Here is a 24,007-nt window from a genome sequence, read left to right as displayed (position 1 = left end):
CCGACCGCGATCGCCGACCCGCGCGCGCAAGGGCCCCCGCAACGCCGGCCTCCGCGCGCCCGGCACGCGCAAGGGCCCCCGGACCGTGCGGTCCGGGGGCCCTTCCGTGCGGTCGCGCCTCAGCCGTGCAGGGCCACCGCGAAGTGCTCCAGCTCGGCGGCCAGCTCGGCCGGCACCTTGGCGTGCAGCAGCGTGCCCTCGCCGGTGTGCTCGGTGGCGATCAGCTCGCCCTCCGCGTGCACCCGGGAGACCAGCGCGCCCTGGGTGTAGGGCACCAGGGCCCGCACCTCGACGGCCGGTCGCGGCAGCTCGTCGTCGATGAGCGTCAGCAGCTCCTCGATGCCGGCGCCGCTGCGGGCCGACACCACGATGGCGTGCGGCTCGCGGCGCAGCAGCCGCTGCAGCACGTGCGGGTCGGCGGCGTCGGCCTTGTTGATCACCACGATCTCCGGCACGTTCTGCGCGTCGACCGAGACGATGACCTCGCGGACGGCGGCCAGCTGCGTCTCCGGCTCGGGGTGCGAGCCGTCGACCACGTGCAGGATGAGGTCCGCGTCGGCGACCTCCTCCATGGTCGAGCGGAAGGCCTCGACCAGGTGGTGCGGCAGGTGCCGGACGAAGCCGACCGTGTCGGCCAGGGTGTAGACCCGCCCGCTCGGGGTCTGGGCCCGGCGCACGGTCGGGTCCAGGGTGGCGAACAGCGAGTTCTCCACCAGCACGCCCGCGCCGGTGAGCCGGTTGAGCAGGGAGGACTTGCCGGCGTTGGTGTAGCCGGCGATGGCCACCGACGGCACCTGGTGGCGCCGGCGCTCCTGGCGCTTGGTGTCGCGGCCCTTCTTCATGTCCGCGATCTCCCGGCGCAGCTTCGCCATCTTCTCGCGGATCCGGCGCCGGTCGGTCTCGATCTTGGTCTCACCGGGACCACGGGTGGCCATGCCGCCGCCGGACGAGCCGGAGCCGCCACCACCCATCTGCCGGGACAGCGACTGACCCCAGCCTCGCAGCCGCGGCAGCATGTACTGCATCTGCGCGAGCGAGACCTGCGCCTTGCCCTCCCGGGACTTGGCGTGCTGGGCGAAGATGTCCAGGATCAGGGCCGTCCGGTCGACGACCTTGACCTTGACCACGTCTTCCAGGTGGATCAGCTGGCCGGGGGTGAGCTCACCGTCGCAGACCACGGTGTCGGCGCCGGTGGAGGCGACGATGTCGCGCAGCTCCTTCGCCTTGCCGGAGCCGATGTAGGTGGCCGCGTCGGGCTTGTCGCGGCGCTGGATCACGCCGTCCAGCACCTGGGAGCCGGCGGTCTCGGCGAGCGCGGCGAGCTCCGCCATGGAGTTCTCCGCCTCCTCCAGCGTGCCGTCGGTCCAGACGCCGACGAGCACCACGCGCTCCAGGCGGAGCTGGCGGTACTCGACCTCGGTGACGTCTTCGAGTTCGGTGGAGAGGCCGGCGACCCGTCGCAGGGCGGCGCGCTCGCTGCGGTCGTACTGGTCGCCGTCGTAGTGGTGGCCGAGGTCCTCGTCGATGGCCGCGAGGTCCTCGTCCATGAGGGCTTCCGCCCGCAGACCGTCGATGCGGCGCGTGGCGTCGGCGTGGTCGCGGGTGTCGAACGTGGAGGTCATTCTGTCCTTTGGCTCGCTGGTGAGGGTGGCCTTCCGGGACCGCCGCGCGGTCCCGTACGGAGTCTGCCCAGCTGCCGCCCCGGCTACCGTCCGGGCGGGGGTGAGCTAACCCCTCGGGTCCTCGGGTGCCACCGGGACTCCTGTGCCCTGTGAACGCCGTGGACCGGCCGTGAATTCCCCACGATGGTCGCACGCCCGGCCGGGACCGGTCATCCCCATTTCGCCGCGCGGCGGCGCCGGCCCGGCGGCCCCGGGCCCGGCGCCCGGCCCCATGGCCCCGGCCGACCGGGCCGGGCGGGCCCTACCCCACCTCCGGGGCGTGCGGGCGGCTGACGTCGTAGACCCCGGAGACCCGCAGCATCGCCCGCATCAGCCCGGGCAGCGCGCCCGGCTCGGGCAGTTCGACGGTGTAGGTGTGCCGGACCCGCGACTCCTGCGGCGGCTCGACCCCGGCCGAGACGATGCCGACGCCGGCCGCGGAGATCGCCGCGGTGATGTCGGCGAGCAGCCGGGGCCGGTTCAGCGCCTCGGCCCGCAGGGTGGCCCGGTGCCCGGTGGCCGGGGTGGACTGCGGCTGCCAGCGGACCTCCAGCGCGGTCCGCCCGTCCGCCCGCATCCGCTCGCCCGCCGGGCAGCCGGTGCGGTGCACGGCCACCGCGCCGCCGCGGATCGGGTAGCCGGCCACCTCGTCCGGCGGGACGGGCGTGCAGCAGCGCGCCAGCCGTACGGTCGCCCCGGGCCGTCCGGTCACCGCGACCGGGGCGGACCGCTTCTCGGCGGTACGGCGGCCGGGCGGGGCGGGCTGGGCCCCGGCCGGGCCGGTGCGGACGGCGGGCAGCCGGGCCGGGGGGTCGGCCAGCCAGCGTTCGATGGCCAGCCGGGCGGCCGGGGTGCGGGCGTGCGCCAGCCACTCGGGGGCGGGGCCGGAGGGCTGTCCACCGCCGGCCGGGGGGCTCTCGGTGAGCACCTCGACCAGGTCGCCGTCCTCCAGCACGGTGGAGAGCGCGCTGAGCCGTCCGTTGACCCGGACGCCGATACATCGGTGGCCGGTCTCCTCGCCGAGCAGGTAGGCCGCGTCCACACAGGTGGCGCCGGCCCGCAGCTGAAGCGTTTCGCCGCTCTCCGTGACCACGGTGATCTCGCGGTCGCCGGCCAGGTCGGCGGTGAGCGCGGACCAGAAGGCGTCCGGGTCGGGCGTCTCCTGCTGCCACTCCAGGAGCCGGCTGAGCCAGCCGGGCCTGGCCGGGTCGGTGCGGTCCAGTTCGTCGGTGTCCTGGGCGGCGCCGGCCGGGGACGGGCCGCCCAGCGTGACCACCCCGGTCTCGGCGACCTCGTGCATCCGGCGGGTGCGGACCAGCACCTCGACCACCGCGCCGTCGCTCAGCGCCACGGCGGTGTGCAGCGACTGGTACAGGTTGAACTTGGGCGCGGCGACGAAGTCCTTGAACTCCCCGGGCAGCGGCGTCCAGCAGGTGTGCAGCTCGCCGAGCACCGCGTAGCAGTCGGCGTTCTCCTCGACCACCACCAGCAGCCGCCCGAAGTCGGCGGGCCGCGGCCCCTGCGGCCGGCCGTCCGGCCCGGGCGCGCCGGACCGCTTGAGCAGCACCCGGTGCAGCGAGACGCAGTGCCGGGGGCGGACCGTCACCTCGGCGGCCACCCCGGCCTCGGCCAGCTGCCGGGCCAGCTGCCGGGCGAAGGGCTCCAGCACGGTGTCCGGCTCGGCCTCGTGGCCGGCCATCAGGGCACGGGTGCGGGCGTGCTCCTCGGGGTGCAGGGTGGCGAAGACGATGTCCTCCAGCTCCGCCTTGAGCACCTGGATGCCGAGCCGCTCGGCCAGCGGGATCAGCACGTCCCGGGTGACCTTGGCGATCCGCACCTGGCTGGCCGGCTTCATGTGCCGGATGGTGCGCATGTTGTGCAGCCGGTCGGCCAGCTTGATCACCATCACCCGGACGTCGTCCCCGGTGGCGACCAGCATCTTGCGGAAGGTCTCCGCCTCGGCGGCGGCGCCGAAGTCGACCTTCTCCAGTTTCGTCACCCCGTCGACCAGGTAGGCGACTTCGGGCCCGAACCCGGCGCTCACCTGGTCCAGCGTCAACTCGGTGTCCTCGACGGTGTCGTGGAGCAGCGAGGCGACCAAGGTGGTCGTCCCGGCGCCGAGTTGGGCCAGGATCATGGTGACGGCCAGCGGGTGGGTGATGTACGGCTCGCCGCTCTTGCGCTTCTGGCCGCGGTGGCTGGCCTCGGCGAGCCGGTACGCCCTGGCGAGCAGGCCGAGGTCGGCCTGCGGATGGTGCTGCCGGTGGACCCGGACGAGCGGTTCCAGGGCGTCCGGCACCGGCGGCCGGCCGGTCGCCAGCAGCGCGGCCCGGCCGGCCCGGCCGAGGGCTGCCCGGCCGAGCTCTCCGAGGGGCCTCCTGGCCCCGGCCTGCCGTACGGTCGTCGGCTGCCCCGTCAGGGACTGCCCGGCTTCGATGGTCATCGGCACCTCCGGCAACGGTCGCCGGGCGGCGCCCCTCCCCGTGGGGTGATCGACCCGGTGGTCCATGCTACCGAGCAGAGCACGTTCCGCGACGCCGTGATTCCCGTCCGCGACCGGTATCACCCGATCGGGGGGATTCGTCGCCGTACGAATTGGGCAAACCGGGCTGTCAGCTCCGGCGGACGGACTCCCACCAGCGCTCGTCCAGCCGTCCCTCGGCCACGATCACGGCCGGCCCGGTCATCTCCACCCGGCCGTCCGGGTGCTCGGTGATGACCAGCCGGCCGCCCAGCACGTCCACGGTGTACGCGACGGCCTCACCGGTGACCGCCGGGTCGACGCCGTCCCGGCGGATCGCCGCCACCGCGACGGCGCAGGCGCCGGTGCCGCAGGAACGGGTCTCGCCCGAGCCGCGCTCGTGCACCCGCATCGCGACGTGCCGCGGGCCGCGGTCCACCACGAACTCGACGTTGACGCCCTGCGGGTAGGTGCCCTCGGGGCTGGTGAGCGGCGCGGTGTACAGGTCGCCCGCGTGGTCCAGGCTCTCCACGAAGGCCACCGCGTGCGGGTTGCCCATGTTGACGTTCAGGGCCGGCCAGCGCCGCTCCCCGACCGCGACCTCGATGCCGTCCGGCCCGGGCAGCCGGGCGCGGCCCATGTCGATGGTGACGTCACCGGGCGTGCCGTCCCCGGCGTCCTCGGCGACCCTCGCGGTGAGCACCCCGGAGCGGGTGGCGATCGCCAGCTCACCCGGCTTGGCCAGACCGGCCCCGACCAGGAAGCGGGCGAAGACCCGCAGGCCGTTTCCGCACATCTCGGCGAGGCTGCCGTCGGAGTTGCGGTAGTCCATGAACCACTCGGCCCGGTCGGCCATCCCCGCGGCGGCCGGGTCCGCGGCCGCCCGCACCACCCGCAGCAACCCGTCCCCGCCGATGCCGGCCCGCCGGTCGCACAGCGCGGCGACGGCCGCGGGACCGATCTCCAGCGCGCCGTCCGGGTCCGGGACGATGACGAAGTCGTTCTGGGTGCCGTGCCCCTTGAAGAAGGGGATGCCGCCGTGCTGGGAAGAGGATGCGCTCACCCTCCCGATGGTACTGATACTCGCCCGCTCGCCTCCGGGGCGCTCCGGCCCGGTGCCGACGGTCGGCGCTCCCTCGCGCTCTCCCTTTCGGCACCGGCGCGCCCCTTCGGCTCGGGGCGGGGACCCGGGCGGAGCTCAGCGCAGGTAGGCGACGCGCCAGACCGCGAGCGCGCAGGCGGCCAGCGCGATCACGGTGTAGAGCACGATCGCCTTCCACCCGGCGCGCTGCCCGGAGCCCCGGCGGGGCAGCCCCGGCCACTTGTAGCCGGCGTGCCGGGCGGCCATCGCGCCCCAGCCGACCGAGGCGGCGGTGAGCAGCAGCCCGAGCATCCCGACCATGGTGGCGCGCGCGCCGGCCGAGCCGAAGGCGAGCGGGAAGGCGAACATCAGCGAGCCGAGGGTGCCCAGCAGCGCGATCGGCAGGGTCTGCCACCAGCGCAGCCGGCGCAGCGGCCGGATCTCCCGCTCGTGCACCGCGCCGCCGGGCGGGGTACGGGTGTCCAGGGCGGGCATCGCGACCGCGTACGAGGTCGGCGCCTCAAGTCCGGTCAGCACGGGGAGGTCGCCCATCGTCGACTCGTCGAAGGCCTCGGCCGGCGCGGTGACACTCCCGCTCTGACCGGGTTCGGGGCCGGTACCCGTCGACACACGGCCTCCCCTGACAGTTCGACACGAGCGGACTCGCGGCCGGGCTCGGTCGGCCCGTTCGGCCGACTCCTATGCCTTCGATGATGGCATGTCCAGACGGTCATTCCGGGCCTGACCGGGGTCGACGGGTGATCCGTGGCCATCACGTGATCGGGCCGTGACCGCCGGTTCGTCCTGCACGGTCACCTGCCCGCGCAGGTGCACCGCCGAATTGGCCGGAACCCGTCCTACGCGGCCGGAACACCCTGACGGCCGATCAGTTCGAGGGACCGTTCCAGCATCTCGACGGGGTCGGTTCCGGCCGGTCGGGAGAGCCAGTGGATCCGGTCGTCGCGGCGGAACCAGGACTCCTGGCGGCGGGCGAAGCGCTTGGTGGCCCGGACGGTCTCGGCCCGCGCCTCGTCCTCGGTGCACTCGCCGGCGAAGTGGTCGAGCACCTGCTGGTAGCCGAGCGCCCGGGAGGCGGTCCTCCCCTCCCGCAGTCCGGCCTTCTCCAGCTCCCGCACCTCGTCCAGGAGTCCGGCCTCCCACATCCGGTCGACCCGCAGCGTGATCCGCTCGTCCAGCTCGGGACGCGGCACGGCGACGCCGATCTGCACCGCCTCGTACACGGCGGTGTTGCTCGGCAGGTTGGCGGTGAACGGCTGCCCGGTGATCTCGATGACCTCCAGCGCGCGGACGATCCGCCGTCCGTTGCTCGTGAGGATCGCCTCGGCGGCCGCCGGGTCCAGGCCGGCCAGCCGGCCGTGCAGCGCGTACGGGCCGAGCTCCTCCAGTTCGGCCTCCAGCCGGGCCCGGACGGCCGGGTCGGTGCCGGGGAACTCCATCTCGTCGATGGCCGCCCGGACGTACAGCCCGGAGCCGCCGACCAGGACGGGCGTGCGCCCGGCGGCGAGCAGCCGGTCGATCTCGGCCCGGGCCAGCCGCTGGTACTCGGCCACGCTGGCGGCCTCGGTGACGTCCCAGACGTCCATCAGGTGGTGCGGGACCCCTTCGCGCTCGGCCATGGTGAGCTTGGCGGTGCCGATGTCCATGCCCCGGTACAGCTGCATCGAGTCGGTGTTGATCACCTCGCCGTCGAGGCTGCGGGCGAGGGCGACGGCCAGGTCGGACTTGCCGGCGGCGGTCGCGCCGACGACGCAGATCACACGGGCAGGGGCGACACGCGGGGTAAGGGAGCTGCTCACCGCTCCAGTCTCGCAAAACCGCGGCGGGGACGGGGACCGGGCTGCCGGTCGCCCGGAGCTGCGCGACGATATGACTGTTCTCCGGACCGTTTCCGGACGTTTTCCCAGTTGGCGCCCGGTTTGCGAACGCTTCGCCGAGCGCGGACGTTGTGCAGGGGACGGGGATGGACGGACGACAGGGAAGGGTGAGACCGCCATGGGTCTGATGGACAACCTCAAGGGCAAGGCCGAGGAGCTCAAGGAGAAGGCGAGCGAGCTGGCCGGCAAGCACAGCGACCAGATCGAGAAGGCCGTGGACAAGGCCGGCGGCGCGATCGACAAGGCGACCAAGGGCAAGTACAGCGACAAGATCGAGCACGGCGCCGGCAAGGCCAAGCACGCCGTCGACGACTTCGCGCACAAGCCGAAGCCGGGCGAGCCGGGACAGCCCCCGAAGTCCTGACCCGCCGGGGGCCCGACCGGGGCCCGCCAGGAACCCGACCGGAACCCGCCAGGGACCGGCTAGGCCCCCTGGGCCCAGCTCGCCACGAAGTACCCGACGCCGTACGGCGCGTCCTGGTAGCCCAGCCGCCCGGTGAGGCCGGCGCCCTCCGCGGCGCCGGCCAGCACCTGCCAGGGCGCCCGGCCCTCGGCCTTGAGCTCGGCGGCCAGGCCCGCGTCCAGGGCGGCCAGCGCCGCCGGGTCGGCCGCGCCCAGGGCGGCGGCCAGGGCGGCGTCGAAGTCCTCGGCCCGCTCGTCCAGGTAGCCGGGCGCCTTCACCGAGCGGCAGGCGCTGCCGTCGCCGAGCACCAGCAGGGCGACCCGGTCGGCGAGCCCGGCCAGGCCCTGGCCGAGGCCGAGCATCCGGTCGGCCGGGGCGTCGGCGGGCACCGCGCAGGCGTGCGTGGGCAGGGTCACCCCGGCGCGCTCCAGCAGCCAGGCGCCGACGGTCAGCGAGGGCGCCAGCTCCGGCCCCTCGACCCGGTCACCGGGCAGCTTGGCGACCAGCGGCACCCCGTAGCGGCGGAAGGAGCCGGCCCCGCCCTCGGTCCACACCTCGGCCTCCGGCCCGGTGCCGACCACCACGACCAGCTCCGGCTCGGCCGCGACCAGTGCCGCCAGCGCCTCGTCGCAGGCGGCGCGCAGCGCGTCCAGCTCGGCCGCCGCCCCGGCGGCGACCTCCGGGACGAGCAGCGGCGGACAGGGGCACACGGCGGCGGCTACCAGCATGTGGATCACTCTAGCCAACGGGAACGGCGGCCCCGCAGAAGCTGTGACTCGCGCGCTCGCCTCCGGGGCGCTCTTGGCCCGGTGCCGACGGTCGTCGCTCCAAGGCCCTCTCCCCCAGCCTTCGGCCGGGGGGACCCCCGTCTCGGGCCTCCTCGCTCCTCGCTTTCGGCACCGGCGCGCCCCTTCGGCTCGGCGCGGCTCTCACCGCACCGAGCCGGAAGCAGGCCGTCAGTCGCCGCAGCAGGCCCCGCCCGCCGGCGCGGCGAGCGGCAGCGCGGCCGGGGCGCCGATGGACGGCAGGCCGAGCATCACGCCGGCCGGCTTGGCGGCGGGCTTGGCCTGGCGCTTCTCCCAGGCGTCGCCGGCCCGGGTGCGGCGCACCGAGAGCGCCGGGCCCTCGGCCAGCAGGTGGTGCGGGGCGGCGTAGGTGATCTCGACGGTCACCATGTCGCCCGGGCGCACCGGCTCCTCGGGCTTGCTGAAGTGCACCAGGCGGTTGTCGGGCGCGCGCCCGGAGAGCCGCCGGGTCTGGTCGTCCTTCTTGCCCTCGCCCTCGGCGACCAGGATCTCCAGGGTGCGGCCGACCTGCTTCTTGTTCTCCTCCCAGGAGATCTCCTCCTGGAGGGCGATCAGCCGGTCGTAGCGGGCCTGCACGACCTCCTTCGGCACCTGGTCCTCCATTTCCGCCGCCGGGGTCCCGGGGCGCTTGGAGTACTGGAAGGTGAAGGCGTTGGTGAAGCGGGCCTCGCGGACGGTGTGCATCGTCTCCTCGAAGTCCTCCTCGGTCTCGCCGGGGAAGCCCACGATGATGTCGGTGGAGATCGCCGCGTCGGGCATCGCCTCGCGGACCGATCTGATGATCCCGAGGAAACGCTCCTGCCGGTAGGAGCGGCGCATCGCCTTGAGCACCCGGTCGGAGCCGGACTGCAGCGGCATGTGCAGCTGGTGCATCACGGTCGGGGTCTCTGCCATCGCGGCGATCACGTCGTCGGTGAAGTCGCGCGGGTGCGGCGAGGTGAAGCGGATCCGCTCCAGGCCCTCGATCTGCCCGGCGGCGCGCAGCAGCTTGGAGAAGGCCTCGCGGTCGCCCAGGTCGGAGCCGTAGGCGTTGACGTTCTGGCCGAGCAGGGTCACCTCGATGACGCCCTCGTCCACCAGCGCCTCGATCTCGGCGAGGACGTCGCCGGGGCGGCGGTCCTCCTCCTTGCCGCGCAGGGCGGGGACGATGCAGAAGGTGCAGGTGTTGTTGCAGCCGACCGAGATCGAGACCCAGGCGGCGTACGCGGAGTCGCGGCGGGTCGGCAGGGTGGAGGGGAAGGTCTCCAGCGATTCGAGGATCTCGACCTGGGCCTTCTTCTCGATCGCGGCCCGCTCCAGCAGTGCGGGCAGGTGCCCGATGTTGTGGGTGCCGAACACCACGTCGACCCAGGGGGCGCGGGTGACGATGGTGTCGCGGTCCTTCTGGGCCAGGCAGCCGCCGACGGCGATCTGCATGCCCTTGTGGCGGGTCTTGACCGGCGCCAGCTGGCCGAGGTTGCCGTACAGCTTGTTGTCGGCGTTCTCGCGCACCGCGCAGGTGTTGAACACCACCAGGTCCGGGTCGCCCTCGGGCCCGGCCTTGACGTAGCCCGCCTCCTCCAGCAGCCCGGACAGCCGCTCGGAGTCGTGGACGTTCATCTGACAGCCGTGCGTGACGACCTTGTAGCTCTTCAATCCGCTCTCACCGCTCACCAGACCAGGGTACGGGCAGCCGCGAAGCGCTTTTCCCGGAGCGGGCCCCGTCCGTTCCGGGAAACTCCCCCGCCCCTCCCCGGCAGCTCCCCGACCTCTCCCCGCTCCCTCCGCAGCCCCTCCCCGCCCTTCCCCGGAGCTTTCCCCGGCCCGTTCCCCTCCCGTTCCGCCGGAGCGCCTGGCAGTATCCCTGCATGACCCCCACCACCCCGTCACGTCTCGGCGCCGCCGTCCGCACCGCGGCCCGCAGCCCGCTGTGGCGGACGGTGCTGGTGCTGGTGCTGCTGGTCGCCGGGTTCGGCGGCTGGTGGCTGTCGGCGGGCCGCTCGCCCGGGTACCCGCGCGGGGAGGTCCGCTTCGCCACCGGCGTGCAGCGCGGCGTCTACGACCGGTACGGGCAGCTGCTGCAGACGCACGTCTCCGGGACGATGCCGGGGGTGCGGCTGGCCCTGGACAACACCGAGGGCTCGATAGACAACCTCACCCGGGTGATCACCGGCCGGGACACCTTCGCGATCGCCACCGCCGACGCGGTCGCCGACTACCAGGGTCCCGGCAAGGACCGGCTGCGGGCGATCGCCCGGCTCTACGACGACTACCTGCAGCTGGTCGTCCCGGCCTCCTCCCCGGTGCACCGCACGGCCGACCTCAAGGGCCTGCGGGTCGGCGTCGGCCTGAAGCAGTCCGGGGTGAACCTGGTGACCAAGCGGCTGCTGACCGCCGCCGGGCTGAACCCCGAGCACGACGTCGTCGCGGTCCCGGCCGGGGTCGGCGAGGCCGCCGACGCGCTGCGCGCGGGCCAGCTGGACGCCTTCTTCTGGTCCGGCGGCCTGCCCACCAGCGCGCTCACCGACCTCTCCGACCACGTCAAGATCCGGATCGTGCCGCTGAACGACCTGTCCGAGGCGCTGCACAAGGCGGAGGGCGGCGGCATCGACGCGTACCGGGCGGCCACCATGCCCAAGGGCACCTACCCGAACGCCGAGCCCAAGGACGCGGTCGCGACGATGGCCGTGCCCAACCTGCTGATCACCCGGGACGACGTGGACCCGGGCCTGGTCGAGGGCATGACCCGGGCGGTGATCGACAGTCGCGACCAGATCGGCGCCCAGGTGCACGCCGCCCAGCTGGTCGACCTGCGCACCGCCGTCTACACCGACCCGCTCCCCCTGCACACGGGCGCGGCGCGCTACTACCGCTCGGTCAAGCCGTAGCGGCCACCGTAGCGCCCGCCGTACCGCCCGCCGCCGTCACTTCTCCGGCCGCGGCACCGCCAGCGTCACCGCGAGCCCGGTCGGCTTGACCGGTGCGAAGGCGAGCGAGCCGCCGCCGGCCGCCAGCAGGGTGCGGGCGATGGACAGGCCCAGCCCGGAGCCGTCCACGTTCTGGTGCCGCGGGCTGCGCCAGAACCGGTCGCCGGCCCGGGACAGCTCGTCCTCGGTGAGGCCTGGCCCGGCGTCGACGACGGTCACCGCGACCTCGTCCCGGCGGACCGCGACCCGCACCCGCACCTCGCCGCCGGCCGGGCTGAACTTGATCGCGTTGTCCACCACGGCGTCCAGGGCGGAGCCGAAGCCGATCGGGTCGGCCATGCCGATGGCCAGCGCCGGGCCCTCCCAGCGCAGCGCGATCCCGCTCCGCTCGGCGACCGGCCGCCAGGCGTCCATCCGGGCCAGGGTGAGCTCGGCGAGGTCGGTGCGCTCCGGCTCGGGGCGGGCGTGCTCGGCGGTGGCCAGCCCGAGCAGGTCGTCCAGCACCCGGGCCAGCCGGGTGCCCTCCTCGCGGACGCCGCTGAGCTCCTCCTCGTGGCCCTCGGGCAGCTCCAGGCCGAGCAGCTCGACCCGCAGCAGCAGCGCCGAGAGCGGGTTGCGCAGCTGGTGCGAGGCGTCCGCGACGAAGGCCTTCTGCTGGTCCATCGCGAGCACCACGTGGTCCGCCATCTCGTTGAACGAGCGGGCCAGCCGCTGCAGCTCGGGCGGTCCGCCGCCGGGGGCGACCCGGGCGGCCATCCGGCCGGTGGCGATGTCGTGGGTGGCCCGGTCCAGGGTGCGCACCGGGCGCAGCACCCACTCGGTGAGCCGGACGGCCAGCAGGACGGCGACGATCATCGCGGCGGCCTCGCCGGTGACGAGCACCAGCCACTTGTGCAGCACCCGGGTGCTCAGCGCCCCGGTCGGGGACTCGCTCAGCACCACCGCCACCACGTCGCCGTCGCGCACCACGGGGGCGGCGACGGTGATCGTGCGGTCCGGGGTCCAGGGCCAGACCTGCGGCGGGTTGTGGCTGCGCCGCCCGTCCAGCGCCTCCTGGAAGGCCTGGGCGCCCCAGCCGGCGGCGGGCACCCGCCAGTTCGCGGGCGCGGCGGCGATCGGCAGGCCGTCGCGCTGGAAGATGCCCAGCCGTACGCCGTACAGGTCGAAGTAGCGGTTGACCTCGGCGTCGATCGAGTGCTGCCGGCTGAGGTCCCCGGGGGCGGGTTCGGGCTCGCCCTTGCGGGCGGCGTCGTTGGCGCCGGAGGTGGGCAGGTCCTGGGCGAACCGCGCGGCGTCGTCGAGCCGGTCGACGACCACCTTGGTCTGCTCGGCCGCCGCGACCGCCGCCGCGAGCGGCAGCCCCAGGGCTGCCAGGACGCAGAGCATGAGGGCGATCAGGATGCCGAGCAGGCGGGTGCGCACGTGCGGTCAGTGCTCCGCGGGGGCGTTCGGGGCCTGGTCCGCCGGGGTGGCCGCCGGGCACTCGGGGATCAGCCGGTAGCCGACGCCGCGGACGGCCTCGACCAGGCCGGGCAGCGCGAGCTTGTTGCGCAGCGAGCCGATGTGGACCTCCAGGGTGCGCCCGTTGCCCTCCCAGCCGCTGCGCCAGACCTCGCTGAAGATCTGCTCGCGCCGGTAGACCACGCCCGGGCTCTGCGCGAGCAGGGCGAGCAGGTCGAACTCCTTGCGGGTGAGCGGCACGTCGCGGCCGTCCACGCTGACCCGGCGGCGCTCCCGGTCGATCCGGATGCCGCGGGACTCCAGCGGGCCGCGCTGCTGCGGTACGGCGTCGGGCGCGGGCACCGGCACCACGGAGGGGGCGGCGCCGCGGCGGGCGACGGCGTGGATGCGGGCGAGCAGCTCTCCCATGTCGTACGGCTTGGTGACGTAGTCGTCGGCGCCCAGGTTGAGGCCGTGGATCCGGGAGCGGACGTCGGCGCGGGCGGTGACCATGATCACCGGGACGCCGCTGCCGGCCCTGATCCGGCTGCACACCTCGAAGCCGTCGCGATCGGGCAGCCCGAGGTCGAGCAGCACCACCCGGTACGGCTCGTTTCCGTCCGGCACCAGGGCGTCGAGCGCCTCGTGCCCGCTGCGGGCGTGCCGGACCTGGAAGCCGTGCCGGCCCAGTACCGCGACCAGCGCGGCGGCCACGCGTTCGTCGTCCTCGACGAGCAGCAGTCGCATCCTGTTCTCCTCCTTCCCCCACGTGATCACCGGTGATCATCGGACCGATCGGTCCGGTCCGGTCCTGCGCAGTATGAGCCAGCGGACGGCCCGACGCCAGGTTCGACCTCGCACCGGGCTCGTGGGGGACGGGGAGCGCCGGCGCGGATTCCCGCTGTGACATGCCCCGTCGGCACCCGTGCGAACAGTGCGCGCGCACCGTGTGGCCGTTTCGTGATCCTCAAGTTCCGCTCAGATCGGCTGACGGGGTGCCGTCACGGCTCCTAAGGTCGGCCCACCGGGGGCTGCGGCTCCGCCGGTCGCGGCTCCCGGATTCGCACCACCATTGCCTCCCAAGGGAGTTGAGACTTCTCAGGTAGGCACGATTCGATACACAGAGGGAGCAGGCGCGATGACCGAGAGCCCGGTCCAGGACTCCACCCCCGCAGCCGCCCCACTGGTCGTGCTGAGCAACGTCAACAAGCACTACGGCGCGCTGCACGTGCTGCAGGACATCGACCTCTCGATCGCCCAGGGCGAGGTGGTCGTGCTGATCGGCCCGTCCGGCTCGGGGAAGTCCACGCTCTGCCGGACGATCAACCGGCTGGAGACCATCGACTCCGGCGCGATCACCATCGACGGCCGGCCGCTGCCCGCCGAGGGCAAGGAGCTGGCCCGGCTGCGCGCCGAGGTCGGCATGGTGTTCCAGAGCTTCAACCTGTTCGCGCACAAGACCGTGCTGGAGAACGTGGTCATCGGCCAGGTCAAGGTGCGCAAGGTGCCCCGCCCGGAGGCCGAGAAGACCGCCCGCGGACTGCTGGAGCGCGTCGGCGTCGCCGCGCAGGCCGACAAGTTCCCGGCCCAGCTCTCCGGCGGCCAGCAGCAGCGCGTGGCGATCGCCCGGGCGCTGGCGATGAAGCCCAAGGTGATGCTCTTCGACGAGCCCACCTCGGCCCTCGACCCGGAGATGGTCAACGAGGTGCTGGAGGTCATGCGCCAGCTGGCCGCGGACGGCATGACGATGGTCGTGGTCACCCACGAGATGGGCTTCGCCCGCTCCGCCGCCAACCGCGTGCTGTTCATGGCCGACGGCAAGATCGTCGAGCAGAACACCCCGGACGCCTTCTTCACCGCGCCGCGCTCCGAGCGCGCCAAGGACTTCCTCTCGAAGATCCTGCACCACTGACGCCCACCGGACGTCTCCAGACCACACGGGCCGCCACCGGCGACTGTGCCGACCGGCCCTGCCCGTGCACGAACTTCCAGACGCCAGAGCCCGGTTGCGACCGCGGCCCAGCCCCAGGAGAACAGCCCTCATGAGGACTTCCCGCACCCTCGCCGTCGCGCTCTGTGCCGTCGCGCTCACCGCCACCGCCGCCTGCGGCAAGGACGGCACCCCCGGCGCCGCCGCCACCGCGAGCGACGCCCCGAAGCTCCCGACCTACACGGTCAAGACCGACGCCAAGGTCGACTCCCCGATCATCGCGGAGGCCAAGAAGCGCGGCCAGCTGATCATCGGCGCCAAGGCCGACCAGCCGAACCTCGGCTGGGAGGACGTCGCCAGCGGCGACCGCAGCGGCTTCGACATCGAGGTCGCCAAGATGATCGCCGCCGACCTCGGCTTCACCCCGCAGCAGATCAAGTGGCAGACCCTGGTCTCCTCGCAGCGCGAGCCCGCCATCGCCAAGGGCCAGATCGACTTCTACGTCGGCACCTACAGCATCAACGACGAGCGCAAGAAGACCGTCTCCTTCGCCGGCCCGTACTACATCGCCGGCCAGGACCTCCTGGTGAAGCAGGACAACACGACGATCACCGGGGCGGAGAGCGTCAACGGCAAGAACGTCTGCACCGCCACCGGCTCGACCTCGATCAAGAACATCCAGCAGTACAGCCCGAAGATCACGCAGTTCGACACCTACTCGGCCTGCGTCGAGAAGCTCCTCTCCGGCGAGGTCGACGCCGTCACCACCGACGACGCCATCCTCAAGGGCTACGCCTCCAAGTACGCCGGCAAGCTCAAGGTCGTCGGCAAGCCGTTCACCAAGGAGAACTACGGCGTCGGCCTCAACAAGGACGACGCGGTGCTGCGCAACGCCATCAGCGACGCCCTGAAGGCCCACGAGGACAACGGCGACTGGAAGAAGGCCTACGACGCCACCCTGGGCGCCTCCGGCTCCCCGGCCCCGGAGGTCCCGGCCCTCGACCGCTACTGATCAGCCCGCACGACATCCCCGATCGACCCGTCGATCGACATTCCCGACCCTGATTGAGAGGAGGGCCGCCGGATGGGGTTCCTGTTCGAGGACGACAACTTCGCGTTGTTCCGCGACGGCTTCCTGCAGACGATCGAGCTGAGCGCCCTCAGCGCCCTGCTCGCCCTGCTGCTGGGCACCCTGCTGGCGGCCTTCCGGGTCTCCCCGGTGCCGGTGCTGCGCGCTTTCGGCACCACCTGGGTGACGCTGTTCCGCAACACCCCGCTGACCCTGCTGTTCTTCGCCGTCACCTTCGGCCTGCCGCCGCTGGGCGTGCACTTCAGCCACCTGGTCTTCGCGGTGCTGGCGCTCGGCGGGTACACCGCCTCGTTCGTCTGCGAGGTGATCCGCTCCGGCATCAACACCGTGCCGCTCGGCCAGGCGGAAGCCGCCCGCAGCCTCGGCATGACCTTCGGCCAGACCCTCACCCTGGTCATCCTGCCGCAGGCCACCCGCACCGTCCTGGCCCCGATGAGCAGCGTGTTCATCGCCCTGCCGAGGAACTCGGCGATCGCCGGCGCGTTCAGCGTGGGCGAGCTGTACAGCGCCCAGCAGACCTTCTCCGAGCGCGGCTACTCGATCTTCGCGATCTTCTTCTGGGTGGCCTGCGCCTACCTGCTGATCAGCGCGACGGTCGCCACGCTCTTCCGCTTCCTGGAAAACCGACTGGCGGTGGCCCGATGAGTCTTCTGAACCGCCCCGCGACGGCCAGCGTCCTCTACGACGCCCCCGGCCCGAAGACCCGCGCCCGGTACCGCCTGTTCGGCGCCCTCTCCCTGATCGGCGTCGCCGGGCTCCTCTGGTACGTCGTCACCGCGCTCAGTGACAACGGCCAGTTCGACGCCGACCTGTGGGACGCCTTCCAGTACACGTATGTCCAGCAGATGATCCTGGACGGCCTGGTCTCCACCCTGAAGGCCTTCGGCCTGGCGGCGGCGTTCTCGCTCACGCTGGGCGCACTCCTGGCGGCCGGGCAGCTCTCCGACCACAAGCCGGTCCGCTGGCTCTGCGTCGGCATCGTCCAGTTCTTCCGGGCGATGCCGCTGCTGATCCTGATCGTCGGGCTCTACTACGCCTTCTTCGCCAAGGACCCGATGTGGGCCCTGGTGCTCGGCCTCACCCTCTACAACGGCTCGGTCCAGGCGGAGATCATCCGCAGCGGCGTCAACGCCGTCCCGCGCGGCCAGGGCGAGGCCGCCTACGGCCTCGGCATGCGCAAGACCCAGGTCATGACCAGTATTCTGGTGCCGCAGGCCGTCCGCTCGATGCTGCCCTCGATGATCGGCCAGCTGGTCGTCACCCTCAAGGACACCTCGCTCGGGTACATCATCACCTACAACGAGCTGCTGTTCATGGGCAAGAAGATCGCCAGCCAGCCGCTGAACGCCGCCGGCTTCCCCTACATCCCCGTGGTGCTGGTGATCGGCCCGATCTACATCGCCCTGTGCCTGCTGCTGACCGCGCTCGCGCGCTGGATCGAGGCACGCGGCCGTCGCGGCGCGAACCGGCGCACTTCAGCTGCTGCTTGACGGACACGCAGGTGAACTGTTGCATTGCTCTTCGTGACACCTCCCGGGAGCATCCACGCGGCATATGCGGCAGCGGTAACTGACGCCGGCCGATCGGCCGGTTCGTGCCCGGAGGTCCCCACATGGACCCGGTGATCGTGGTCGGGGCCGGACCGGTCGGTCTGGCCCTGGCCCTCGCCCTCGCCCGGCACGAGGTGCCGACCGTCGTCCTGGACGAGGGCTCCGGGCTCTGCCCCGAGGGCCCCCGCAGCCTCGTCGTCGGCGCCGACGGCGCCGCCTTCCTGACCCGGATCGGCTACCCCCGGGCGGTCTCGGACTCCGCCCTGTGGGACTCCTTCACCATCTGGCGGCGCCGCCAGGAGGTGCTGCGGATCGACCTCACCGACTCGCCCACCTTCCACCTCCCCCAGCACCGCCTCCAGCGCGGCCTGCGCGACGCCCTGACCGGCACCCCGCTGATCAAGCTGGTCCCGCTCAACCGGGTCCTCGAACTCGAACAGGACCGGGACGGCGTCAGCGTCCGCACCGTGGGCACCCAGGACGGCACCACCACCTGGTGGCGCGGCAGCCACCTGGTCGGCTGCGACGGCGCGAGATCCGCCGTCCGCAAGCTCCTGAAGATCCGCTTCCCCGGCCGCCCGGCGGTCGACCGCAACGCCATCGCCACCGTCCGGGTCGACCTGCCCTTCGACGGCGCCCGGCTGCACCGCGAGCCCCCGTGGCGCGGCGACCGCGAGGCCTCCGCCCGTCCACTGCCGGACGGCGTCTGGCGGCTCGACTGGCGGCTGCCCCCCGGCCGGCCCGCGCCCACCGAGAACGTCGACCCGCACGCCACCTGGCCGGGCATCGTCACCGGCGACACCCTGCTCACCCGGGTCACCTCCACCCTCACCGGCTGGTGCGGCGAACTCCCCCGCTTCGAACTGCTCGCCGCCGCCGACCACACCGCCCAGCAGCGCCTCGCCGCCCGGTTCCGGGTCGGCCGCTGCTTCCTGGCCGGCGACGCCGCCCACCTGCACGGCGCGCTCGGAATGCAGAACCTCACCGACGGGCTGCGCGACGCCGACAACCTCGCCTGGCGGCTCGCCCTGGCCTGGCACCTCCACTCCGGCGGCCCGCAGCCCGGCGGCTCCCTGCTGGACGGCTACGAGGCCGAGCGGCGCGGCGCGGTCGGCGCCCGGCTGCGCGCCGTCGACCAGTCCATGCCGCTGCTGCGCCCGCTGCGCGGCTGGCAGCAGACCCGGCGCTCGCTGCTGGTCGGCGGCTTCCGCAAGCACGCCCCGCTGCTCGCCGACGGTCAGCTCGGCACCGGCCGCTTCGGCGGCGCGCCCGCCTACCCGGCGGCGCCCTCCGGCGTGCCCGCCCGGGTCCCGGTGCAGCGCGGCGCGCGCGGCGCGACCTCGCTCAGCGAACTGCTGCCCGCCACCGCACCCGGCGTGCTCGTCCCGGACCTGCCGGTGCTCGCCACCGACGGCACCCCCGACCACCTGCACGCCCGCCTCGGCGCCACCTTCCTGCTGCTGCTGGTCGCCCCCGGCACCGCCGTCTGGTCGTCCGAGCACTGGCTCGGCGCCGGGCTGATGCCCCGGCTCGCCGAGGTCGCCGCCGCCCTGCCGGTACCCGCCGAGGTGCTGGTCACCGAGGAGTACCCGGGCGCCGGCCCGCACACCGTGCTGCTGATCCGCCCCGACGGCCACCTGGTCGGCGCCACCCAGGGCGCCGTCGCCGAGGACCTCCTCGCCCTGGCCGACCACGCCCGCGGCGGCCCGGCCCCGCTCGAACCCGCCCCGGAGCCCGTCGCGGACCACGAGCCCGAGCACGAGCACCTCGACCGGCACGCGCCGCAGCAGGTCGACTCACCCAGTTAGGAGTGCCCGCCCGGCCGGGGAAAGGACGCCGGCCCACGGTGCCCCGGATCCGTCCCGGGTGGGCGAGCGCGGCTCCGAGGCCGTCCGCCGCATCCGGGCGGACCGTCACTCCCACGGGCCCTCCGACGGTTCACCCGCTTCCTCGTCCAGCGCGGCGCGCACCACCCGGAACGCCAGCCCCTCGGAGTAGCCGCGCCGGGCCAGCATCCCGACCAGCCGTCGGGTGCGGACCTGCCGGTCCAGGCCCCGGGTGGACCGCAGCTTGCGCTCGACCAGCGCCCGGGCCGCTTCCTCCTCGTCGTCGTGGTCGACCTGGGCGACGGCCTCCTCGACCAGGTCGGCGGCCACCCCCTTGGTGCGCAGCTCCTGCGTGAGGGCCCGCCGGGACAGCCCGCGGACGGCGTGCCGGGACTCGACCCAGGCCGCGGCGAAGGCGGCGTCGTCGATCAGCCCGACCTCCTCCAGCCGGGTGAGCACCCCGTCGGCGACCTCGTCCGGGATCTCCCGCTTGCGCAGGGCGTCGGCGAGCTGCTTACGGCTCTTGGCGGCACCGGTCAGCAGCCGCAGGCAGATGTCCCGGGCGCGGGTCTCCGGATCGACCGAGTCCTCGGCCTGCTTCCTCCGCGAGGCGCGGCCGGCGCGCCCGCCGCCGGACGGGTCCTCGCCGGGCGTCTCCGCCCCGAACGCCCCCTCACCCGACGGACCCTCGGCGGAACGCCCGCGCCGGGTACGGCCGCGCCGGGGACCGGAGCGAAGGGGCGAGGCGGCCGCACCCCCGTGACCGGCCGCCCCACCATCGCCGAAACCGCGTTCCATCCCCGCGAAGCCGTTCGCCTCGGAGCCGTCCGCGTCGAAGCCGTTCCCCGCCGAGCCGTCGGGTGCCGGGGCGGGCAGGCCCGCTCCGGGCTCCTCGGCTGCCAGGGCCGAACGCCGTCGGCGGCGGCCGGTGGGCAGCTCGGAGGCGGAGACCAGCCCGAGCGTCTCGATCGGGGCCTCCGCCGACCGCTCCCACTCCGAAGCCGGCCCGGGCGCCGCGCCGCGCGCCACCCGGGCCGGGGCCTGGTCGGACTCCGGCTCCTGACCGGATGTCCGGCGTGCGGTGGACGGGCGTTCCCGCCGCCCCCGGCGCGAGGACGGGGGCGCGGGCGGCTCCGGCACGGACTCCGGCTCCTCCGCGACCGCGGCGAACCAGTCCGGCGGCCCGTAGTCGTCGTCCTCCGGGCCCGCCGGGCCGTCGCCCACCGTGTCGTACTGCGTCAACGGCTCAGGCCTTGGCCGCCGCCGTCTTCTTCGCCGCGGCCGTCTTGGCGACGGTCGCGGTGATCGGCTTCGCGGCGCCGTCGGCGGTCGCGGCGGTGGCGGCGTCCGCCGAGGCCTCGGCCGGCTCCTCGACCTTCGGGCCGATGCCGAGCTTGCTCTTGATCTTCCGCTCGATCTCGTCGGCGAGCTGCGGGTTGTCCTTCAGGAAGTTGCGGGCGTTCTCCTTGCCCTGACCGAGCTGGTCGCCCTCGTAGGTGTACCAGGCGCCCGACTTGCGGATGAAGCCGTGCTCGACGCCCATGTCGATCAGGCCGCCCTCGCGGCTGATGCCGACGCCGTAGAGGATGTCGAACTCGGCCTGCTTGAACGGCGCGGCGACCTTGTTCTTGACCACCTTGACGCGGGTACGGTTGCCGACCGCCTCGGTGCCGTCCTTCAGGGTCTCGATCCGGCGGATGTCCAGCCGGACCGAGGCGTAGAACTTCAGCGCCCGGCCACCGGTCGTGGTCTCCGGCGAGCCGAACATCACGCCGATCTTCTCGCGCAGCTGGTTGATGAAGATCGCGGTGGTGTTCGACTGGTTCAGCGCACCGGCGATCTTGCGCAGCGCCTGGCTCATCAGCCGGGCCTGCAGACCGACGTGCGAGTCGCCCATCTCACCCTCGATCTCGGCGCGCGGGACGAGCGCCGCGACCGAGTCGATGATCACCAGGTCGATCGCGCCGGAGCGGATCAGCATGTCGGTGATCTCCAGCGCCTGCTCACCGGTGTCCGGCTGGCTGACCAGCAGGGCGTCGGTGTCCACGCCGAGCTTCTTGGCGTACTCCGGGTCGAGCGCGTGCTCCGCGTCGACGAAGGCGACCGTGCCGCCCGCCTTCTGGGCGTTGGCCGCCAGGTGCAGGGTCAGGGTGGTCTTGCCGGAGGACTCGGGGCCGTAGATCTCGACCACGCGGCCGCGCGGAATGCCGCCGACCCCCAGGGCGACGTCCAGGGCGGTGGATCCGGTGGAGATCACCTCGACCGGCTCGTTGGCCTTCTCGCCGAGGCGCATCACCGAGCCCTTGCCGAACTGCCGCTCGATCTGGGCGAGCGCGGTTTCCAGGGCCTTCTCGCGGTCCGTACCTGCCATGGCTTTTTCCCTCGGGTTCTGTGCTGTGCGCTTCATCGTCATCGACGCTAGCGCGTCCCACTGACAAACGAGACCGACCGGGCTCGCCCTGTGGAAAACTCTTCGCCGGAGAGTACAAAGAACATCTGTTCGATTCAAGCTTCGCACGTCCGCGCCCCGGCGCCCCGGGACTCACCCCCGGGGCGCCGCCCCCGCCTCACTTCCCGTCCCCGCCGACCATCCGCCGCAGCCGCCGCGCCGCCTCCCGGCGCAGCTCCCGCCGGGCCCGCCGCTGCTCACCCCGGTCGATCCGCGGATCGACGGCCACCTCGTACCGCCGCACGTACGTGCCGACGAAGCCCTGCAGGGTCGCCGCCGCCGGGATCGCGATCAGCGCGCCCACCGCGCCGAGCAGCGCCGCGCCCGCGATCACCGCGCCGAAGGCCACCGCCGGGTGCACGTCCACCGTCCGCGCGGTGATCCTCGGGTGCAGCAGGTAGTTCTCGACCTGCTGGTAGACCACCACGAACACCAGCACCCAGAGCGCGTCCACCGGCTCCACGGTCAGCGCCACCAGCACCGGCAGCGCCCCGGCCAGGTACGTCCCGATGGTCGGCACGAACTGCGACATGACGCCCACCCAGATCGCCAGCGCCGCCGAGTACGGCAGGTCCAGCAGCGCGAACATCACCCAGTGCCCGGCGGCCGACACCACCGCGAGCAGCGCCCGGGAGTAGAGGTAGCCGCCGGTCTTGGCGAGCGCGATCTCCCAGGCCCGCAGCACCTCGCCCTGCTTGGCGGGCGGCAGCAGCGAGCAGACCGTCCGGCGCACCCGCGGGCCCTCGGCGGTGAAGTAGAAGGTGAACAGCCCGACCGTGAAGGCCTGGAAGAGCCCGCCGATCACGGTGGAGGAGACGCCCCAGACGTTGTCGGCGGCCTGCTGGGCGTAGTTCTCGATGGTCCCGGAGTCCTTGAGCAGCTTCTGCTGCAACTGCCCCAGCGACAGGTCCTGGTGGAAGGTCCGGTTGATCCAGCCGATCAGGTTGTCGACCAGGTGCGGCAGATCCCCGGCGATCTTCGCCACCTGGTCGACCAGCAGCGTGCCGAGCGCCGCCAGGAACCCGAGCACCGCGACCCCGACCGCGACGAACACCAGGAAGGCACCGACCCCCCGACGCACCCCGCGCGCCGCCATCCGGTCCACGGCCGGCTCCAGCGCGAGCGAGAGGAAGAAGGCCACCAGCAGCATCACGAAGAGGTCGATCAGCTGCCGGAAGGCCCAGTCGGCGAGCTGGAACAGCCCGACCAGCACCAGGAACAGCACCATCGCCCGGGGCAGCCAGCGCGGCATCCCGCCACCCCACAGGGCCCCGCCGCCCTTCCAGGCCTCCGCGGCCGGGCCGTCGTCGACCCCCACGCCGTCCGCGGCCCGCCCCGCCCTGTCCGAATTCGTCTGATCTGCGCTGCTTGTCACCCGGACAGTCTGTCCCATACCGACCGGGCGGCCCCGGCCGACTCAGCGGCGCCGGAGGGTCAGCGCAGCAGCGTCGAGACCCCCTGGGTCGCGCAGACGACGCGCCAGACGTCCTTGGCCTCCCAGCCCGCGTCCAGCGCCTGGCGCACCGTCCGCCCGCCCAGCTCGGTCATCACGTGGTCGGTCGCGAACGACTCCGCGTACGCCTCCCCGAAGTGCTCGTACATCCGTCGCCAGAACTCCGTCAGCCTCATGGCTCAATTATCCCGGGCCCGCCACTGCTCGGCGGTCAGCGCGTACTCGACCTCGCCGTGCTCACTGCCGGGGATCATCTCCGGGTAGTCCTCGTGGAAGGTGCGGACGTACCCGAGCCCGCACTTCTCCATCACCCGCCGCGAGCGCTCGTTCACCGTCATGGTGTACGCCACCACCCGCTCGACACCCGACCCCGCGTCGGTGAAGCCGCGGCGGATCAGCGCCCGCGCGCCCTCCGTCGCATACCCGCGCCCCCACCCCGCCCGACGCAACCGATAGCCGAGCTCGACCTCGGCGCGCACACCCTCCACCGTCGGCCGGAACTCGAACCAGCCCAGGAACTCCCCACTCGCCCGCTCCTCCGCCGCCCACCAGGCGAGGTCCCCGTACCGGCGGTAGTGCTCCAGGTACCGCGGAATCAACGTGGACTCGACCCACTCCCGCGCACTGGGCTTCCCCCCGGTGAGGAAGCGCATCACCTCCGGGTCACCGTCCAGCCCCACAAGGTCGTCGGCATCCGCGGACGTGAAGCGACGCAACACCAGCCGCTCAGTAGTGAGGTGCACAGACCTGCCCAGATCATCCATCCCCCGATCCTCACCCGCCCCCCACCACCCCGTCACCCGCTTTTCCCGAAGCCCACCACCCCACCCCACCCCACCCGCACCTCACCCCCAACACCCACCCACCCCCACTCCCACCCACCCCCACTCCCCTCCCCCTCACCGGCGAGAGGGACGCGCCGCGGAAGGGGCGGCGCAGGGGGTGGGTGCGGAGAGGGGCGTTGCGGGTAATTTTCAGACTGCCAACGACGCCCAACCCCCACCCCACAGAGTCGGCAGTCTGAAAATCATCCAGCCCCCGGAGCACCCACCCCCG

21 protein-coding genes are annotated in these 24,007 nt (G+C 73.3%); 7 read left to right on the top strand and 14 right to left on the bottom strand.

The window, feature by feature from the left end:
- Positions 1 to 119: 119 nt before the first annotated feature.
- The 5 genes from hflX to miaA form a co-directional block, all read right to left on the bottom strand.
- Complete coding sequence (hflX, locus tag IE332_RS29640; RefSeq protein ID WP_189922313.1) at positions 120 to 1,622, bottom strand: GTPase HflX; 1,503 nt, start codon at positions 1,620 to 1,622, stop codon at positions 120 to 122.
- A gap of 301 nt (positions 1,623 to 1,923) precedes the next feature.
- Positions 1,924 to 4,104: a RelA/SpoT family protein gene (locus IE332_RS29635; RefSeq protein WP_189922311.1), complete on the bottom strand. Its 2,181-nt coding sequence runs from the start codon at positions 4,102 to 4,104 to the stop codon at positions 1,924 to 1,926.
- Positions 4,105 to 4,273: 169 nt separating this feature from the next.
- A complete protein-coding gene (gene dapF, locus IE332_RS29630; protein WP_373313873.1) occupies positions 4,274 to 5,185 on the bottom strand; it encodes a diaminopimelate epimerase in 912 nt (303 codons plus the stop codon).
- A gap of 135 nt (positions 5,186 to 5,320) precedes the next feature.
- On the bottom strand, positions 5,321 to 5,833 hold the full coding sequence (locus IE332_RS29625; RefSeq protein ID WP_189922309.1) for a hypothetical protein: 513 nt from the start codon (positions 5,831 to 5,833) through the stop codon (positions 5,321 to 5,323).
- 227 nt (positions 5,834 to 6,060) lie between these two features.
- A complete protein-coding gene (gene miaA / locus IE332_RS29620) occupies positions 6,061 to 7,020 on the bottom strand; it encodes a tRNA (adenosine(37)-N6)-dimethylallyltransferase MiaA (RefSeq protein ID WP_189922307.1) in 960 nt (319 codons plus the stop codon).
- Between the two features lie 196 nt (positions 7,021 to 7,216).
- On the opposite strand from miaA, the gene IE332_RS29615 reads away from it, so the two are divergent.
- The gene (locus IE332_RS29615; RefSeq protein ID WP_189922305.1) at positions 7,217 to 7,462 is read left to right on the top strand and encodes an antitoxin; all 246 of its coding nucleotides are present in this window, start codon (positions 7,217 to 7,219) and stop codon (positions 7,460 to 7,462) included.
- A gap of 59 nt (positions 7,463 to 7,521) precedes the next feature.
- Here IE332_RS29615 and IE332_RS29610 read toward each other — a convergent pair whose 3' ends face one another.
- A complete protein-coding gene (locus tag IE332_RS29610) occupies positions 7,522 to 8,229 on the bottom strand; it encodes a class III extradiol ring-cleavage dioxygenase family protein (RefSeq protein WP_189922303.1) in 708 nt (235 codons plus the stop codon).
- 228 nt (positions 8,230 to 8,457) lie between these two features.
- Positions 8,458 to 9,960, bottom strand: coding sequence for a tRNA (N6-isopentenyl adenosine(37)-C2)-methylthiotransferase MiaB (gene miaB, locus IE332_RS29605; protein ID WP_268256640.1), 1,503 nt, complete (start codon positions 9,958 to 9,960; stop codon positions 8,458 to 8,460).
- A gap of 194 nt (positions 9,961 to 10,154) precedes the next feature.
- Here miaB and IE332_RS29600 point away from each other — a divergent pair, with 194 nt between their 5' ends.
- The gene (locus IE332_RS29600; protein WP_189922301.1) at positions 10,155 to 11,174 is read left to right on the top strand and encodes a TAXI family TRAP transporter solute-binding subunit; all 1,020 of its coding nucleotides are present in this window, start codon (positions 10,155 to 10,157) and stop codon (positions 11,172 to 11,174) included.
- Between the two features lie 36 nt (positions 11,175 to 11,210).
- Here the strand turns inward: IE332_RS29600 and IE332_RS29595 are convergent, their stop codons facing one another.
- Positions 11,211 to 12,635, bottom strand: coding sequence for a sensor histidine kinase (locus IE332_RS29595; protein ID WP_189922299.1), 1,425 nt, complete (start codon positions 12,633 to 12,635; stop codon positions 11,211 to 11,213).
- A 6-nt stretch (positions 12,636 to 12,641) separates the two neighbouring features.
- Positions 12,642 to 13,400 carry a response regulator transcription factor gene (locus tag IE332_RS29590; RefSeq protein WP_189922297.1) on the bottom strand — a complete coding sequence of 253 codons (759 nt, stop codon included), beginning with the start codon at positions 13,398 to 13,400 and terminating at the stop codon, positions 12,642 to 12,644.
- A gap of 391 nt (positions 13,401 to 13,791) precedes the next feature.
- Here IE332_RS29590 and IE332_RS29585 point away from each other — a divergent pair, with 391 nt between their 5' ends.
- From IE332_RS29585 to IE332_RS29565, 5 genes are all read left to right on the top strand, one after another.
- Complete coding sequence (locus IE332_RS29585) at positions 13,792 to 14,565, top strand: amino acid ABC transporter ATP-binding protein (protein WP_189922295.1); 774 nt, start codon at positions 13,792 to 13,794, stop codon at positions 14,563 to 14,565.
- 130 nt (positions 14,566 to 14,695) lie between these two features.
- Positions 14,696 to 15,595, top strand: a complete 900-nt coding sequence (locus tag IE332_RS29580; protein ID WP_189922292.1) for a glutamate ABC transporter substrate-binding protein — start codon at positions 14,696 to 14,698, stop codon at positions 15,593 to 15,595.
- A gap of 72 nt (positions 15,596 to 15,667) precedes the next feature.
- The gene (locus IE332_RS29575; protein WP_189922290.1) at positions 15,668 to 16,318 is read left to right on the top strand and encodes an amino acid ABC transporter permease; all 651 of its coding nucleotides are present in this window, start codon (positions 15,668 to 15,670) and stop codon (positions 16,316 to 16,318) included.
- Positions 16,315 to 17,163: an amino acid ABC transporter permease gene (locus tag IE332_RS29570; protein ID WP_189922288.1), complete on the top strand. Its 849-nt coding sequence runs from the start codon at positions 16,315 to 16,317 to the stop codon at positions 17,161 to 17,163. Before IE332_RS29575 ends, IE332_RS29570 begins: the two co-directional genes overlap by 4 nt.
- Positions 17,164 to 17,285: 122 nt before the next feature.
- Positions 17,286 to 19,031, top strand: a complete 1,746-nt coding sequence (locus IE332_RS29565) for an FAD-dependent monooxygenase (RefSeq protein ID WP_189922286.1) — start codon at positions 17,286 to 17,288, stop codon at positions 19,029 to 19,031.
- A gap of 105 nt (positions 19,032 to 19,136) precedes the next feature.
- Here IE332_RS29565 and recX read toward each other — a convergent pair whose 3' ends face one another.
- From recX to IE332_RS29540, 5 genes are all read right to left on the bottom strand, one after another.
- Positions 19,137 to 20,291 (bottom strand): recombination regulator RecX, encoded by a 1,155-nt coding sequence (gene recX / locus IE332_RS29560; protein WP_373313872.1) that lies wholly within the window; start codon positions 20,289 to 20,291, stop codon positions 19,137 to 19,139.
- Between the two features lie 4 nt (positions 20,292 to 20,295).
- Positions 20,296 to 21,420 (bottom strand): recombinase RecA, encoded by a 1,125-nt coding sequence (recA, locus tag IE332_RS29555; RefSeq protein WP_189922284.1) that lies wholly within the window; start codon positions 21,418 to 21,420, stop codon positions 20,296 to 20,298.
- 196 nt (positions 21,421 to 21,616) lie between these two features.
- The gene (locus IE332_RS29550) at positions 21,617 to 22,873 is read right to left on the bottom strand and encodes an AI-2E family transporter (RefSeq protein WP_373313871.1); all 1,257 of its coding nucleotides are present in this window, start codon (positions 22,871 to 22,873) and stop codon (positions 21,617 to 21,619) included.
- 59 nt (positions 22,874 to 22,932) lie between these two features.
- On the bottom strand, positions 22,933 to 23,127 hold the full coding sequence (locus IE332_RS29545; RefSeq protein ID WP_189922282.1) for a DUF3046 domain-containing protein: 195 nt from the start codon (positions 23,125 to 23,127) through the stop codon (positions 22,933 to 22,935).
- A 3-nt stretch (positions 23,128 to 23,130) separates the two neighbouring features.
- A complete protein-coding gene (locus tag IE332_RS29540; RefSeq protein ID WP_189922280.1) occupies positions 23,131 to 23,715 on the bottom strand; it encodes a GNAT family N-acetyltransferase in 585 nt (194 codons plus the stop codon).
- Positions 23,716 to 24,007: the final 292 nt, after the last annotated feature.

It is taken from the genome of Kitasatospora xanthocidica, assembly GCF_014656195.1.
GTDB lineage: Bacteria > Actinomycetota > Actinomycetes > Streptomycetales > Streptomycetaceae > Kitasatospora > Kitasatospora xanthocidica.
Note: the sequence above shows the minus strand (reverse complement) of the source record. Positions and strands in the feature narration are given on the sequence as shown.